Raw genomic sequence first — 15,040 nt, forward strand, 5'->3', positions numbered from 1 at the left:
ACCGACTGCCGTCAGCCCCGCTGGCGGCACTGCCTCTTTCCCCTCGCCTTTCCCGCTTTTTTCTCACCCACGCTTATATGCACCACTTTAGTGCACCACAATGTACAAAATGCGTACTAAAGTAAATCAAATGTAATAATCACCTCACACAATCGTTACAGCGAGATTGTTTTCCCATCGGTGTTTGCGTTAAAAATGCTCTTGTTATTCGGCATATTTATGACGCACCAAAATGACGCCCCGGCGTGGTGCAAACTCCATTTGCCAGACCCGAAAGCGTGCAACAGGATCGACTCTGGTTGTTATAAAACAACAAGTTGTAAAACTGGCACGATTTTTTCATAGGGTTACTCGTTCTCGCAGGGGATCGTCCCGTGGATAAAAAAGGAAATGCTATGAAGTCTGTATTAAAAGTTTCACTGGCTGCACTGACCCTGGCTTTTGCGGTTTCTTCCCAGGCCGCTGAAAAACAACTGATTGTTGCGACCGATACGGCGTTTGTTCCGTTTGAATTTAAGCAAGGCGATAAGTACGTTGGCTTCGATGTCGACCTGTGGGCCGCCATCGCCAAAGAGCTGAAACTGGACTATACCCTGAAGCCAATGGATTTCAGCGGCATCATCCCGGCGCTGCAAACTAAAAACATCGACCTCGCGCTGGCGGGTATTACCATTACTGAAGAGCGTAAAAAAGCGATCGAATTCTCCGATGGCTACTATAAAAGCGGCCTGCTGGTGATGGTGAAAGCGAACAACAACGATATCAAAGACGTGAAGGATCTGAACGGTAAAGTGGTCGCGGTTAAAGGCGGCACCGGCTCCGTTGACTACGCCAAGGCCAACATCAAAACCAAAGACCTGCGCCAGTTCCCGAACATTGATAACGCCTATATGGAGCTGGGTACCGGCCGCGCCGATGCCGTGCTGCACGATACGCCAAACATCCTGTACTTCATCAAAACCGCCGGCCACGGCCAGTTCAAAGCGGTAGGTGAATCGCTGGAAGCGCAGAACTACGGTATCGCGTTCCCGAAAGGCAGCGACGAACTGCGTGAAAAAGTGAACGGCGCGCTGAAAACCCTGCGTGAAAACGGCACTTACAACGAAATTTATAAAAAATGGTTCGGTACTGAGCCAAAATAATAATCAGAGCCCGTATCCGCACGGATATATCTCTTACAGGCCTGCTGAGGTCTGGTAGCCCGGCAGCGGCGCTTGCGCCCTCTGCCGGGAATCACCTCGCAGCAGGCCTGAGTCATTTTTTCTCAGAGGGCCATCCTCTGTTTTTCGACACGGTAACAGGAACGAATTATGCAGTTTGACTGGAGTGCCATCTGGCCCGCCATTCCGATTTTGCTGGAAGGCGCCAAAATGACGCTGTGGATCTCGGTCCTCGGCCTGGCTGGCGGTCTGATAATCGGCCTCGTCGCCGGTTTCGCCCGCTGCTTTGGCGGCTGGATAGCGAACCACATCGCGCTGGTCTTTATTGAAATTATTCGCGGCACCCCAATCGTGGTGCAGGTCATGTTTATCTACTTCGCCCTGCCGATGGCGTTTAATGATTTACGCATCGATCCGTTCTCCGCCGCGGTGGTGACGATCATGATCAACTCCGGCGCCTACATCGCGGAAATTACCCGCGGCGCGGTGCTCTCTATCCACAAGGGCTTTCGCGAAGCCGGCCTGGCGCTCGGCCTGTCCCGAGGCGAAACGATTCGCCACGTGATCCTGCCGCTGGCGCTGCGCCGTATGCTGCCGCCGCTGGGCAACCAGTGGATCATCAGCATCAAAGACACCTCGCTCTTTATCGTCATCGGCGTTGCCGAACTGACCCGCCAGGGACAGGAGATTATTGCCGGTAACTTCCGCGCGCTGGAGATCTGGAGCGCCGTTGCCGTTATTTATCTGATTATCACCCTGGTTCTGAGCTTTATTCTGCGCCGTCTTGAAAGAAGGATGAAAATCCTGTGATTGAATTTAAAAACGTTTCCAAGCACTTTGGCCCAACCAAGGTGCTGCATGATATCGATCTGAAGATTAACAAAGGTGAAGTCGTGGTGATTATCGGGCCTTCCGGCTCAGGTAAATCAACCCTGCTGCGCTGCATCAACAAGCTGGAAGAGATAACCAGCGGCGAGCTGATTGTCGACGACCTGAAGGTCAACGATCCGAAGGTAGACGATCGCCTGATCCGCCAGGAAGCCGGCATGGTGTTCCAGCAGTTCTATCTGTTCCCGCACCTGACGGCGCTGGAGAACGTGATGTTCGGGCCGCTGCGCGTGCGCGGGGCGAAGAAAGAGGCGGCCGAGAAGCTGGCGAAAGATCTGCTGGAAAAAGTGGGGCTGGCTGAACGCGCGCACCACTATCCTTCAGAGCTCTCCGGCGGCCAGCAGCAGCGTGTGGCCATCGCCCGCGCGCTGGCGGTGAAGCCGAAAATGATGCTGTTCGATGAGCCAACCTCCGCGCTGGACCCGGAGCTGCGCCATGAAGTGCTGAAGGTAATGCAGGACCTGGCAGAGGAAGGGATGACGATGGTTATCGTTACCCACGAAATCGGCTTCGCCGAAAAAGTGGCCTCCCGCCTGATCTTCATTGATAAAGGTCGTATTGCGGAAGATGGCGATCCGCAGGTTCTGGTTAAGAACCCGCCGAGCCCGCGCCTGCGCGAATTCCTGCAGCACGTTGCCTGATAGCCCAAGGCTCCCCCGGCGCGGGGAGCCGCTTTCCAGATTCATCCCACCCCCTCCCTCCTGACATCGTCTTCTATACTTACTGGTTTGAGACGCAATGGAGGTGCTCGTGCCGTGGATCCTGTTACTGCTTGCCGCGCTATTTACCGCCCCGCTTTCCGCCGCAGGCCTGGCCGGCGTCCCAACCGCTACCCCGCAGCAGTCCGGCAGCAATGAACCCGACCTTGAGAAGAAAAAGGCCGCCTACGCGGCGCTGGCCGATGTGCTGGATAACGACGCCGCCCGTCAGGAGCTAATCGACCAGCTGCGCACCGCCGCCGCCACGCCGCCGCCGGCCAGCGCGCCAACGCTCACGCCGCCGAAAGAGGAAGATCAGCCGACGGTGCTGGAAAACGTTACCCACATCAGCCGTGAATACGGCGAGCGCTTCTCGTCGCGTTTCTCGCAGCTGTGGCGCAATATCACCGGCGCGCCGCATAAGCCTTTCCATGCCGATACCTTTCGCCACGCCGCGAGCACCTTCCTGCTGCTGGCGGCGCTGGTCTTTACCTTCTGGTGGCTGGTGCGGCTGGCCGCGCTGCCGCTGTATCGCAAAATGGGCCAATGGGGACGGCATAAAAACCACGATCGCAGCAACTGGCTGCAGCTGCCGGCCACGATTGCCGGCGCCTTTATTTTCGATCTGATCCTGCTGGCGCTCACGCTGTTCGTTGGCCAGCTCCTCAGCGACAGGCTGAACGGAGGCAACCGCACCATCGCCTTCCAGCAAAGCCTGTTTCTGAACGCCTTCGCGCTGATCGAGTTCTTCAAAGCCATTCTGCGGCTGATCTTCTGCCCACGAGTGGCGGAGCTGCGGCCGTTTAACCTCAGCGACGACAGTGCGAAATACTGGAACCTACGCCTGAGCGCGCTCAGCAGCCTGATTGGCTACGGCCTGATCGTCGCCGTGCCGATTATCTCCAACCAGGTCAACGTCCAGGTCGGCGCGCTGGCCAACGTGACTATTATGCTGTGCATCACCCTGTGGGCGCTGTATCTGATTTTTCATAACAAGCACGTGATTACCGAAGGGCTGATTCATCTGGCGGATCGCTCGCTGGCCTTCTTCAGCCTGTTTATCCGCGCCTTCGCGCTGGTGTGGCACTGGCTGGCCTGCGCCTATTTCATCGTGCTGTTTTTCTTCTCGCTTTTCGACCCCGGCAACAGCCTGAAGTTTATGATGGGCGCCACGGTGCGCAGCCTGGCGATCGTCGGCGCCGCGGCGCTGATCTCCGGCATTCTGTCGCGCTGGATAGCCAAAACCATCACCCTGTCGCCGCAAACCCAGCGCAGCTACCCTGAGCTGCAAAAACGGCTCAACGGCTGGATCTCCGTGGCGCTGAAGGTGGCGCGCATTCTAGTGGTCGCCGTCGCCATTATGCTGCTGCTCAGCGCCTGGGGGCTGTTCGACTTCTGGAACTGGATGCATAACGGCGCCGGGCAGAAGGCGGTGGATGTCATGATCCGCATCGCGCTCATCCTGTTCTTTTCCGCCATCGGCTGGACGCTGCTCGCCAGCCTGATAGAAAACCGCCTCGCCTCGGATATTCACGGCCGTCCGCTGCCGGGCGCCCGGGCGAGAACGCTGCTGACGCTGTTTCGCAACGCGCTGGCGGTGATCATCAGTACCATCACCGTGATGATCCTGCTCTCCGAAGTGGGGGTGAATATCGCCCCGCTGCTGGCGGGCGCGGGGGCGCTGGGGCTGGCTATCTCTTTCGGCGCGCAAACGCTGGTGAAAGATATTATCACCGGCATTTTTATCCAGTTTGAAAACGGGATGAACACCGGCGATCTGGTGACGATCGGGCCGTTAACCGGCACGGTGGAACGGATGTCGATCCGCTCGGTCGGGGTGCGCCAGGATACCGGCGCCTACCATATTATTCCGTGGTCTTCGATCACCACTTTCGCCAACTTCGTGCGCGGAATAGGCTCGGTGGTGGCTAACTATGATGTCGATCGTCAGGAGGATCTGGATAAGGCCAACCAGGCGCTGAAGGATGCGGTTGCGGACGTAATGGCCCAGGAGGAGGTCCGCGGGCTGGTGATTGGCGAGCCGTCGTTTGCCGGGCTTGTCGGTCTGAGCAATACCGCCTTTACCCTACGGGTGACGTTTACCACGCTGCCGCTGAAGCAGTGGACGGTACGTTTTGCGCTGGATACGCAGGTCAAAAGGCATTTCGACCTTGCCGGCGTGCGCGCCCCGGTGCAAACCTACCAGGTGCTGCCGATGACGCCCTCCGTCGCCGCCGGGCCGCCGGCCCCCGCGGAGCCAACGCTATAGCGCCCCGGCGGCACGGAGCAGACCGGGGCGCGAAGAAGAAGCGCGGCCGCCGAACGGCTTAAAACGCGCGTCGGCGCTTTGCTTCATCCATAAAGGTCCAGGCGATAAAGCGGCTCTGCTTCTGCCCCTGCGCCATCTCTTTTTTCACCACCTTCACCGCGCCGACTTCGGTCAGGGCACGATACAGCGGCGGCAGATTATCGCCGCGAGAAACCAGCGACGTAAACCATTTCACCTGACGGCCAAACTGCTGGCTCTCCTGGATCATCCGGGTGATGAAGGCCACCTCTCCGCCTTCACACCACAGCTCCTGCTGCTGGCCGCCGAAGTTCATCACGCTATCGGCGCCCAGGCCCAGGTTACGCCGTTTGCGCTCGCCGCCCGCCTGCGCGCTGGCGGCGGAATCGTGGAACGGCGGGTTGCATAGCGTCGCGTCAAAGCATTCGTTTTTATGAATCACGCCGGCAAAAATCGCCGTGGCGTCTTTTTGACGACGCAGGCGAATCTGGCGGCTCATTCCCGGGTTGCCGGCAATAATGGCCTGGGCGCTGGAGAGCGCTTCCTGGCTGATTTCACTGCCGGTAAAGCGCCAGCCATACTCATGCACGCCGATCAGCGGGTAGATACAGTTTGCGCCGGTGCCCACATCGAGAATGCTCGCATTCTCAGGAATAGTGCCGGTATCCAGCGCCAGCAGATCGGCGAGGTGGTGGATATAATCCGCCCTTCCCGGCACCGGCGGACACAGGAAGCCATCCGGAATATCCCAGTGTTTCACCGCGTAAAAGTGCGCCAGCAGCGCCTTATTCAGCGCCTTCACCGCGAGCGGGTTGGCAAAGTCAACGGTCTGCTCGCCCAGCGGATTCAGGGTGATAAAGCCCTGTAGCTCGGGGTGAGCCAGGCATAGCGCGGGCAAATCATAGCGTTGATGATGACGGTTACGCGGGTGTAACCCCGGTTTCTGGGCTTTCATGGCAATCTCCTTTGAACAGCCGCGTAAGATACCCGTTGACGGCGGCGCGGTAAATAAGGGAGTCTGGATATCTCCTCTTCCGTTACGGGTATTCTATGTATTTCTATCAACCTTCACAGGGACACGGTCTGCCGCACGACCCGCTTAACGCTATTATCGGGCCGCGTCCTATCGGCTGGATCGCCTCGCTGGATGCGGCAGGACAGCGCAATCTCGCGCCCTACAGTTTCTTTAACTGCTTCAACTACCGGCCACCGATTATCGGCTTTGCCAGCAGCGGTTGGAAGGATAGCGTACAGAATATTGTCGAAACTAAGGAATTTGTCTGGAACCTGGCAACCCGTCCGCTGGCCGAAGCCATGAACGAGACCTCTGCCACCCTCCCGCGCCACGAAGATGAATTCATCCGCGCCGGGCTGACCGCCGCCGCCAGCCGGATCGTCGCCGCCCCGCGGGTAGCGGAAAGCCCGGTGAACTTTGAGTGTCGGCTCTCGCAGTGCGTCCGCTTAACGACCGCCGATGGCACCCCCGTCGACAGCTGGCTGGTACTTGGCGAAGTTGTTGCGGTCCATATCGACGAGTCGCTGCTGGAAGAGGGGGTCTATCAGACCGCCAAAGCCCAGCCGATCCTGCGTGCCGGTGGCCCGAGCGCCTACTACGGTATTGATGAAAGCCAGCGTTTTGATCTGATCCGCCCCGACGCCCGCTAGCGCCATCTCCGCGCTGGCTCGCCGTTCGTTCGCCACGACGTTATTCGCGCGGGCGAGCGGCGTTTGCGCAAAAAAATCGTTGTTTAGCTTCAATTTTTTATCCTGAATACTCTCCGGCAAAGGCCTAAACTTAGAGTATGTCCCATGCCGTTAATGAGGATATGCTCATGAGAAAATCTCTGCTGCTATTCGCGACTATCGCGCTTGCCGCCGCCTCTTTTACCGCGCAGGCCGCAGCTCCCCTCTCCGCTCCCGCCGACCCCGGCCCGCTGCGGCCTTCAGGCACCGTCTCCGCCTCTGGCGCCAGCAATCTCGACGATCTGCAGGCACAGCTGGCGCAAAAAGCGCATCAGCAGGGGGCGATAGCCTGGCGTATCAACTCTGCCGGCGGCACAAACAGGATGTCGGGGACCGCCATCATCTATAAATAGCGCGCCGGCCGCTCGGGTCGGAAGCGGAGTTCCAACCGCCTTCGCCCACGTTCGCGCCGTTCTCTGCTGACAAAATCGGTTTATGTAGAAAAAATGCAGCTAATGTAAATAAATGTATTTATTTTTTTATAAATGAGTGATAGAAAATCTGCCGTTGTTTGATAATGCTTATCACAATCATTATCAAAAGCATTGTTGTTGTAACAAACACCTGCAGTGGTCGGGGGCACGGCATCGCTTTGCCTGCGGTCTTAATGGCTCAAATTAAAACTATAAGTTGCTCATTGAAATGGATAAAAAACATAATTTACCGTTCAGCAGTTTTGGCTCGCTGACGATCTTTACCGGCCTGTGTCTGAGCCTGTCGCCGACAGGCCAGGTGCTGGCAGCGGATGGCACTGAAAAAAATGGCGGCGAAACGCTGGTGGTAGAGGCGCAGGCGCCCTCGCTGTATGCCCCAACCCAATCCGCCGATCCCAAGTTTTCCCGACCGCTGGTCGATACGACCCGTACGGTAACGGTGGTTTCCGAACAGGTGATGAAAGATCAGGGCGTCACCAACCTTACCGATGCGTTGAAAAACGTGCCGGGCGTCGGGGCCTTTTATGCCGGTGAAAACGGCAGCTCATCTACCGGTGACTCCATCTATATGCGCGGTGCCGATACGTCAAACAGCATCTATATTGATGGCGTTCGCGATATCGGCAGCGTGACCCGCGACACCTTTAACACCGAACAGGTCGAAGTCATCAAGGGCCCATCGGGTTCTGACTACGGCCGCAGCGCGCCAACCGGCTCCATCAATATGATCAGCAAGCAGCCGCGCCTGGACTCCGGCATTGACGCCTCCGCCAGCGTCGGCAGCGCCTGGTTCCGCCGCGGCACGCTCGATATCAACCAGACGGTCGGCGAAACCAGCGCGGTGCGCCTGAACCTGATGGGCGAGAAAACCCATGATGCCGGCCGCGACAACGTTAAAAATGAGCGCTACGGGGTTGCGCCATCGGCCGCCTTCGGCCTCGGCACGGAGAACCGCCTGTATCTCAACTATCTCCACGTAACCCAGCACAACACTCCGGACGGCGGTATTCCTACCATCGGCCTGCCGGGATACTCCGCACCGAGCGCAGGTACCGCGGCCCTGAATCACTCCGGTAAAGTCGCGACCAGCAACTTCTACGGTACCGATTCGGATTACGACGATTCCACGACCGACACGGTGACCATGCGCTTCGAGCACGATCTGAGCGATACCACGACCATCCGCAACACCACCCGCTGGTCGCGCGTGAAGCAGGATTATTTACTCACCGCGGTGATGGGCGGCGCAACAAACATCACCCAGCCGAACCCGAACGATGTCGGCACCTGGAGCTGGTCACGCCTGGCTAACACCAAGGACGTCAGCAATAAAATTCTGACCAACCAGACCAACCTGACCTCAAAGTTCTATACCGGATCGATCGGTCATGACATCAGCGCCGGTTTCGAGCTGACCCGCGAAACTCAAACTAACTACGGGGTTTATCCCATCACGCCTCCGGCGGTGAATATCTACCACCCGAACAGCGCGATCTCCATCGGCGGCCTGGATCGGAGCGGCGCCAACGCCAACGGACAGACCGACACCTTCGGGGTCTATGCCTTTGATACCCTGCAGATTACCCGTGACTTTGAGATCAACGGCGGCATTCGTCTGGATAACTACCAGACTAAATACGACAGTGCTAGCCTGTGCGGCGGTAGCGGTCGTGGCGCGATTGCCTGTCCGGACGGCGTGGCGAAAAACTCGCCGGTGACCACCGTTGATACTTCAACCAGCGGCAACCTGGTTAACTGGAAGGCCGGCGCGCTGTATCATCTGACCGATAACGGCAACGTCTACGTCAACTACGCCATTTCTCAGCAGCCTCCGGGCGGCAGCAACTTCGCGCTGGCGCAGAGCGGAACGGGGAATAGCGCCAACCGCACCGATTTCCAGCCGCAGAAAGCGAAAACCAGCGAAGTGGGCACCAAGTGGGAGCTGATGGATAAGCGCCTGCTGCTGACGGCGGCCCTGTTCCGTACCGATATTGAAAACGAAGTCGAGCAAAACGACGACGGCACCTACTCCCAGTACGGCAAAAAGCGCGTCGAAGGCTACGAGCTGTCGCTGGCCGGTAACATCACCCCGGACTGGCAGGTCATCGGCGGATATACCCAGCAGCACGCCAGCATCAGAGAAGGCAAGAACGTCGCCCAGGACGGCACCAGCGCGCTGCCGTACACGCCTGAACACGCCTTTACCGTCTGGAGCCAGTACCAGGCCACCGATGCTCTTGCCCTTGGCGCCGGCGCGCGCTATATCGGCAGTATGCACCGCGGCAGCGATGGCGCCGTCGGCACGCCGTCCTACACCGAAGGCTACTGGGTGGCAGATGCGAAGGTCGGCTATCGCATTAACCGTAACCTCGATCTGCAGCTGAACGTCTATAACCTGTTTGATACCAACTATGTCGCCTCAATCAACAAGAGCGGCTACCGCTATCATCCGGGCGAACCGCGTACGTTCCTGCTGACCGCCAATATGCACTTCTAATCCGCAGCGGGGCGCTTGCGCCCCGTCTGTTCAGGAGAAATAACCATGATGTACCATATTCCCGCCGTCCTCAGCCCACAGGAAGTTGACTATTTTACCGGGCGGCTGCAGCAGGCCGAGTGGGTTGACGGACGCGCAACCACCGGCGATCAGGGCGCCCAGGTAAAAAATAATCAGCAGGTAGACACCCGCAGCGCGCTTTACGACGAACTGCAGGGCAAGGTGCTGGCGGCGCTCAACCGTAGCTCGCTGTTTTTCGCCGCCGCGCTGCCAAAAACCCTCTCCAGCCCTCTGTTCAACCGCTATCAGCAGAGCGAAACCTACGGTTTTCACGTTGACGGCGCGGTGCGCAGCCAGGCCCAGGGCGGCTGGATGCGCACCGACCTTTCCGCCACCCTGTTTCTTAGCGCCCCGGACGACTATACCGGCGGCGAGCTGGTCATCAACGATACCTACGGCCAGCATGCGGTTAAACTCCCGGCGGGCGATCTGGTGCTCTACCCTTCAAGCAGCCTGCACTGCGTGACCCCGGTGACTCAGGGCGCGCGCGTCGCCTCCTTCCTGTGGGTCCAGTCGATGATCCGCGATGATAAACGGCGCGCGATGCTGTTCGAACTGGACGGCACTATCCAGGCGCTGAAGAGCCGCCACGGCGAGAGTGAAGAGGTCTTATCGCTGCTCAATCTGTACCATAACCTGCTGCGGGAATGGTCGGAGATCTAAGCCTTGTCTGGCCCTTTTTTGCCCCCATCTTATCTATACTCTTCTTAATTTCCGGCGGCCGTCGCGCTGATAAAGCGCGCTCACGCCGCGCCGCTTTCCACGATCCACGAGAACGCGGCTCCCGCCGCCTGGCGGCAGTTCGAACGTTTTAGACACTCGGTTAATTGATACAGCATCAGATGGGGGATATATCATGGCATCAGGCTGGGCAAATGATGACGCGGTACAGCAGCAGATCGACAGCACAATTGACGATGCGGTGGCGCGGGCGCGAAGCGAGCTACCGGCCGGCGAGAGCCACAAATTTTGTGATGAATGCGGAGAGCCCATTCCGGAGGCCCGGCGCAAGGCGATCCCTGGGGTCAGGTTCTGCGTGAAATGCCAGCAGGATAAAGACTTACATAACAATACATTTTCAGGATATAATCGGCGTGGCTCCAAGGATAGCCAGCTACGTTGACCTTCCTTTACCGTTCATTACCACAGATCGCGTTATCTTTTCGCGCACGTTTTTTGGCGAATAAAGTAGCAAAATGTGCCCTGAAAGCCCGCAGAACCCCGCTGCAGAATCCGGCGCCCCGTTTCTTATAAATAATTTATTAATAATCAATAAATTAATAATCATTCAAAAAATTCGATGGAGACTGTTAATTTCCTTCGATTTTATATCTCGCAAAAAAACGTGATACTTATCACATCGACGGAACATCGTCACCTTAACAGAATAACCTGCGAGAGATTAACTATGAAAACCATCAAATATGCTGCCGCTGCTATCGCCCTGTCCGCTCTGTCCTTTGGCGCTTTCGCCGCTCAGTCGGTAACCCCGTCTCAGGCAGAAAGCATGAATAAAATCGGCGTCGTTTCTGCGGAAGGCGCAACGACTCTGGATGGCCTGGAAGCCAAACTGGCTGCTAAAGCGGATGCCGCTGGCGCGACTGGTTACAGCATCACCTCCGCTAACACCAACAACAAAGTTAGCGGTACCGCGGTTATCTATAAATAATCGCCGCCCGACCCTGTAATGCCACTGTATTACCCCTGAAATACCCTTTAATACCCTTGTTTTGCCCGTCCGTGCCACCGGACGGGCTTTTTTTTGGGGTTCTCGCAGGGTCGAGTGATGCATTCAGGCGGTGGTTTTGCGAAGCCTTATCGCGCGATTAACTTCTGTACATGCTCGGGTAGGCGGAATGTTCCGTTCACTATTACCCCGCGCTCCTTGATGATTCCCTCTGCGAGTAAGCCTCCGCGCGCTACCAGCGTTCTGCAACCTTAGCCAGCCCCTGCTCCAGGGACGCAGCCTCTCCGGTCGCCAGCAGGCAGCATGCCAGCTGGATCCGCAGCGGCAGCGGCAGCGGCTCGATCCCGGCCACGCAGCGCTCAATCCAGCGCGCGGTCACCGCAGGATCTTTTGATTCCGGCAGCGCTACCGGCTGCGTCGGCGCATCATTCTGCCGCTCGTACAGCGCCCGCGTTCCGCTCTCGTCAATCAGGCTAATTTGCGGACAGCGCTGAGGGTTGGCATAGACTTCGCCTTCAGTACCGTGCATCAGCAGCGCACGACCGCCGGTTTCGCTAAAGAATTTTGCCACCTTGCCGATGTATTCCGGATGCGACACGCTCGACAACCGCAGCGCCGCATTTTCAGCAAACGGCGTCGCCAGCTTAGCCAGCGTATGCGCGCTGTTGCGCACGCCCATCCGCCAGCGCAGAGCCAGCTGCTTCTCCAGCGGTGGACACAGGACGCCAACGGGGACGTAGACCGGTTCGTGGCCATCCAGACGCGCCTGGGCCTGACCGCCGTGTTGCGTAACCGGGATCCCCATCAGCGCAAAAATCGTCTCCGTCAGCACCCGGGTTGGATCGTGGCTGACACCGTGCACCAGCACCGGGAAGCCGAGCTTATGCAGCAGGACGGCAAGCAGCGGCGTCAGGTTGGCCTGCTTACGCGCGCCGTTGTAGCTCGGGATCACAATCGGCATCGGCCGCGCTACCGGCGGCGTCAGGCGCAGAGTTTGCTGCTGCATCGCTTCATAGAAGCCCTTCATCTCAGCTTCGCCTTCACCCTTAATACGCAGGGCAATCAGGATCGCGCCGAGCTCAAGCTCCGCAACCTCACCGCTTAGCATCCGTGCGTACAGCGCGCGGGCGGTCTCCACATCCAGGTCGCGGGCGTGATTTTTCCCCCGTCCGACTTCTTTAATGATCTTGGTGTAATCCATCGAAGATTCCTCTTATCCGCCCTGCTTCACGCGATACACAGATTGCCGCCGTATTATTCCGGCAACCCGTCACCGACGGCGTGAAGGAAGACGAGTCGTGCTGCTCACATTGCCGACCTGCGCCGCTAACGACGTCTGCGACGCGTCTGTTTTGTTTTACTTTTTACTATAACCTCCGGGACGGCAGGCTGCTCTATCGGAAACACGGGTAATGCATTCAGTAAACGCTTGCCGTAATTTTTGGTCAACAAACGCTTATCGTAAATCACCACCTCCCCCCAGCAGCTGTGGCTACGGATCAGACGGCCTACCTGCTGAATCAGGTTGAAAGAGGCGCTTGGCAGGCTTTGCACTTCGAAGGGGTAGCGGTTCAGGCTTTTAAGCCACTCGCCTTCGGTGATCACCACCGGGCTGTCTATCGGCGGGAAGGCAATTTTGTGAATATGGACCTGGCTGAGCAGCTCGCCCTTGAGGTCCAGCCCCTCGGCAAACGACTGCAGCCCGACCAGCACGCTACGCTCGCCGCTCTCCACCTTTTTACGATGCAGCTCCACCAGCCGATAGCGGGGCTTATCGCCCTGAACCAGCAGCATCAGGCGCAGATCGGTGACGTGCTCGAGAAAACGCTGCATCGCCCGCCCGCTGGCAAACAGCACCAGCATCCCGAGGTGCTTTTTGCTCTCTACGTGCTCGCGAAAGCAGGCCGCCATTTCGGCAATATGCTGCTCTTCGTTGTCGATGACCGGCTCATAGTGCATCTGCGGGATGATAATTTTTCCCTGCTCAACGTGGTTGAAGGGAGAATCCAGGGCGACGAAGCGATCCCCGGCCTTCTCCTTGAGGCCGCTCATCTCCTGCAGGCGAGAAAAGCTGTTCAGCGAACGCAGGGTGGCGGAGGTAACGACAATATGCGGCACGCTGCGCCACAACAGCCTTTCCAGCTGTTCACTGACGCGAATCCCGACGCAGTGGAACCAGATGTGCGCCTGGCCGTCGCGCAGAACGCGGGAGGCCCATTTAGTGACCGGCGCGCCGGATGACTGCGCCAGCGACGCCAGTCGCCACAGCTTGCTCTGGCTTTCAAACATGCCCAGCGCGCGGTTCATTTGCAGCAGCACCCGGTGCAGGCGAACCACGTCATGGCTGCCGGTTTTTTCGCTGAGATCGTTAAGAAACAGCTCCGCCAGGCCGCGCAGCGTCTCGGTCAGTTTGGCCAGCCGCTGGCAGATATCCATCACCTCCTGCGGCAGCTCCCCCATCGGGAAACGGTGTTCGGCTTCCTGAGCGGCGGGCATATACAGATTCAAAATATTATTCAGCGAAGAGATAAGCTCGGACAGCTCCTCGCAGTGGGCATTCAGGCGCTCGGGGTTCGCCAGCGGCGGCGTCGTTTTGGGGCGAAACTGCTCCATGCAGGTCGCCACCAGGCGGGTGAAAAGATCGAGCTGTAGCCGATACCAGGGGGCGGTAATTTCGGCGCTCATCTCCAGCGCATCCCGGGCGACGTCGGGCAGGTGGTGGCCCTCATCAAGCACCAGCAGCAGATTTTTCGGCTCCGGCAGCACCGCTTCGCTCTCCATCGCCGCCATCACCAGCGCGTGGTTTGCCACCACCACTTCGGCCTCCTGAATCTCACGCCGGGCGACGAAGAACGGACATTCGCGATAGTAGTGGCAGTTGCGGTTCAGGCAGCTTGCCTTATCGGTGCTCAGACGGCCCCACAGCGCGTCATCGATGGCCTTGTCGCTATGATCGCGCAGGCCGTCCCATTTATAGCTATCAAGATCGGTCTTCAGCGTGGCGCACAGCTTCTGCTCCGCCTGATTATTCGGCGTGAGATCGTCGTCAAGAAACGCCAGCAGGTCCTGCTGCGTTGGCTCTGTGCTGGCCATCGCGTTGAGGTTACGCGGGCAAACGTAGCGCCCGCGGCCAAAGGCGGCGGTGAAGCGCAGGTCGGGAATAATTTTACGCAGCAGCGGCAGGTCTTTGCTGAAGATCTGGTCCTGCAGCGCAACGTTGGCGGTGCTGACCACCAGCGTTTTTTGCTCTTCGCGGGCGATGGCGATACCGGGGATCAGGTACGACAGGGTTTTCCCGACGCCGGTCGGCGCCTCAATCGCCAGGTGCCTTCCCTCTTCCCCGGCGAGCGTTTTCGCCACGTCAGCAATCATCTGCCGCTGCGGAGTACGGGGAATAAAGTCAGGAATCTGTTCCTGGAGCGCCTTATACCAGGCGGCGATTTGCGTTTTTAGCGCAGTGGTCAAAGCCATGAGAAAACCTGAATACTGTATAAACAGCCACTATTGTGACACTTTTTGCCTGGCTGGAGGAATTTCTTTCTGAGCAAACGGGGATCGTGCTCGAGGTTTAGCATCAGGCGGGGGA

General features: G+C 58.1%; 13 protein-coding genes. 10 read left to right on the forward strand and 3 right to left on the reverse strand.

Annotated elements, in window-relative coordinates; translation table 11 throughout:
* The first annotated feature begins 395 nt into the window (after nucleotides 1-395).
* The 4 genes from glnH (at nucleotide 396) to ybiO (ending at nucleotide 5,015) form a co-directional block, all read left to right on the forward strand.
* A complete protein-coding gene (gene glnH / locus QFI97_RS19790; protein WP_095095384.1) occupies nucleotides 396-1,142 on the forward strand; it encodes a glutamine ABC transporter substrate-binding protein GlnH in 747 nt (248 codons plus the stop codon).
* Between the two features lie 168 nt (nucleotides 1,143-1,310).
* Nucleotides 1,311-1,970 (forward strand): glutamine ABC transporter permease GlnP, encoded by a 660-nt coding sequence (gene glnP / locus QFI97_RS19795; protein WP_095095381.1) that lies wholly within the window; start codon nucleotides 1,311-1,313, stop codon nucleotides 1,968-1,970.
* Nucleotides 1,967-2,689, forward strand: coding sequence for a glutamine ABC transporter ATP-binding protein GlnQ (gene glnQ / locus QFI97_RS19800; protein ID WP_346431845.1), 723 nt, complete (start codon nucleotides 1,967-1,969; stop codon nucleotides 2,687-2,689). The genes glnP and glnQ overlap by 4 nt, the downstream gene beginning before the upstream one ends.
* A 109-nt stretch (nucleotides 2,690-2,798) precedes the next feature.
* Nucleotides 2,799-5,015 carry a mechanosensitive channel protein gene (gene ybiO / locus QFI97_RS19805; RefSeq protein ID WP_095097994.1) on the forward strand — a complete coding sequence of 739 codons (2,217 nt, stop codon included), beginning with the start codon at nucleotides 2,799-2,801 and terminating at the stop codon, nucleotides 5,013-5,015.
* A 58-nt stretch (nucleotides 5,016-5,073) separates the two neighbouring features.
* Here ybiO and rlmF read toward each other — a convergent pair whose 3' ends face one another.
* On the reverse strand, nucleotides 5,074-5,988 hold the full coding sequence (rlmF, locus tag QFI97_RS19810; protein WP_346431846.1) for a 23S rRNA (adenine(1618)-N(6))-methyltransferase RlmF: 915 nt from the start codon (nucleotides 5,986-5,988) through the stop codon (nucleotides 5,074-5,076).
* A 95-nt stretch (nucleotides 5,989-6,083) separates the two neighbouring features.
* On the opposite strand from rlmF, the gene QFI97_RS19815 reads away from it, so the two are divergent.
* The 6 genes from QFI97_RS19815 to ybiJ all read left to right on the forward strand — a co-directional run bounded on the left by QFI97_RS19815 (nucleotide 6,084) and on the right by ybiJ (nucleotide 11,436).
* Nucleotides 6,084-6,698 (forward strand): flavin reductase family protein, encoded by a 615-nt coding sequence (locus tag QFI97_RS19815; RefSeq protein ID WP_346431847.1) that lies wholly within the window; start codon nucleotides 6,084-6,086, stop codon nucleotides 6,696-6,698.
* A gap of 167 nt (nucleotides 6,699-6,865) precedes the next feature.
* Nucleotides 6,866-7,129, forward strand: a complete 264-nt coding sequence (locus QFI97_RS19820; RefSeq protein ID WP_331835721.1) for a YdgH/BhsA/McbA family protein — start codon at nucleotides 6,866-6,868, stop codon at nucleotides 7,127-7,129.
* A 289-nt stretch (nucleotides 7,130-7,418) separates the two neighbouring features.
* Complete coding sequence (locus QFI97_RS19825; RefSeq protein WP_346431848.1) at nucleotides 7,419-9,707, forward strand: catecholate siderophore receptor Fiu; 2,289 nt, start codon at nucleotides 7,419-7,421, stop codon at nucleotides 9,705-9,707.
* A 45-nt stretch (nucleotides 9,708-9,752) separates the two neighbouring features.
* Nucleotides 9,753-10,430, forward strand: coding sequence for a PKHD-type hydroxylase YbiX (gene ybiX, locus QFI97_RS19830; RefSeq protein WP_331835723.1), 678 nt, complete (start codon nucleotides 9,753-9,755; stop codon nucleotides 10,428-10,430).
* A 193-nt stretch (nucleotides 10,431-10,623) separates the two neighbouring features.
* Nucleotides 10,624-10,890: a DksA/TraR family C4-type zinc finger protein gene (locus tag QFI97_RS19835; RefSeq protein WP_095095343.1), complete on the forward strand. Its 267-nt coding sequence runs from the start codon at nucleotides 10,624-10,626 to the stop codon at nucleotides 10,888-10,890.
* Nucleotides 10,891-11,175: 285 nt separating this feature from the next.
* A complete protein-coding gene (gene ybiJ, locus QFI97_RS19840) occupies nucleotides 11,176-11,436 on the forward strand; it encodes a DUF1471 family protein YbiJ (RefSeq protein ID WP_095095340.1) in 261 nt (86 codons plus the stop codon).
* Nucleotides 11,437-11,686: 250 nt separating this feature from the next.
* On the opposite strand, the gene ybiB is transcribed toward ybiJ, so the two are convergent.
* Entirely contained in the window at nucleotides 11,687-12,655 is a 969-nt protein-coding gene (gene ybiB / locus QFI97_RS19845; RefSeq protein ID WP_095095338.1) for a DNA-binding protein YbiB, read from the reverse strand.
* A 125-nt stretch (nucleotides 12,656-12,780) separates the two neighbouring features.
* Entirely contained in the window at nucleotides 12,781-14,925 is a 2,145-nt protein-coding gene (gene dinG, locus QFI97_RS19850; RefSeq protein ID WP_346431849.1) for an ATP-dependent DNA helicase DinG, read from the reverse strand.
* Nucleotides 14,926-15,040 lie beyond the last annotated feature (115 nt).

This window comes from Klebsiella scottii (assembly GCF_036561945.1).
GTDB lineage: Bacteria > Pseudomonadota > Gammaproteobacteria > Enterobacterales > Enterobacteriaceae > Klebsiella > Klebsiella scottii.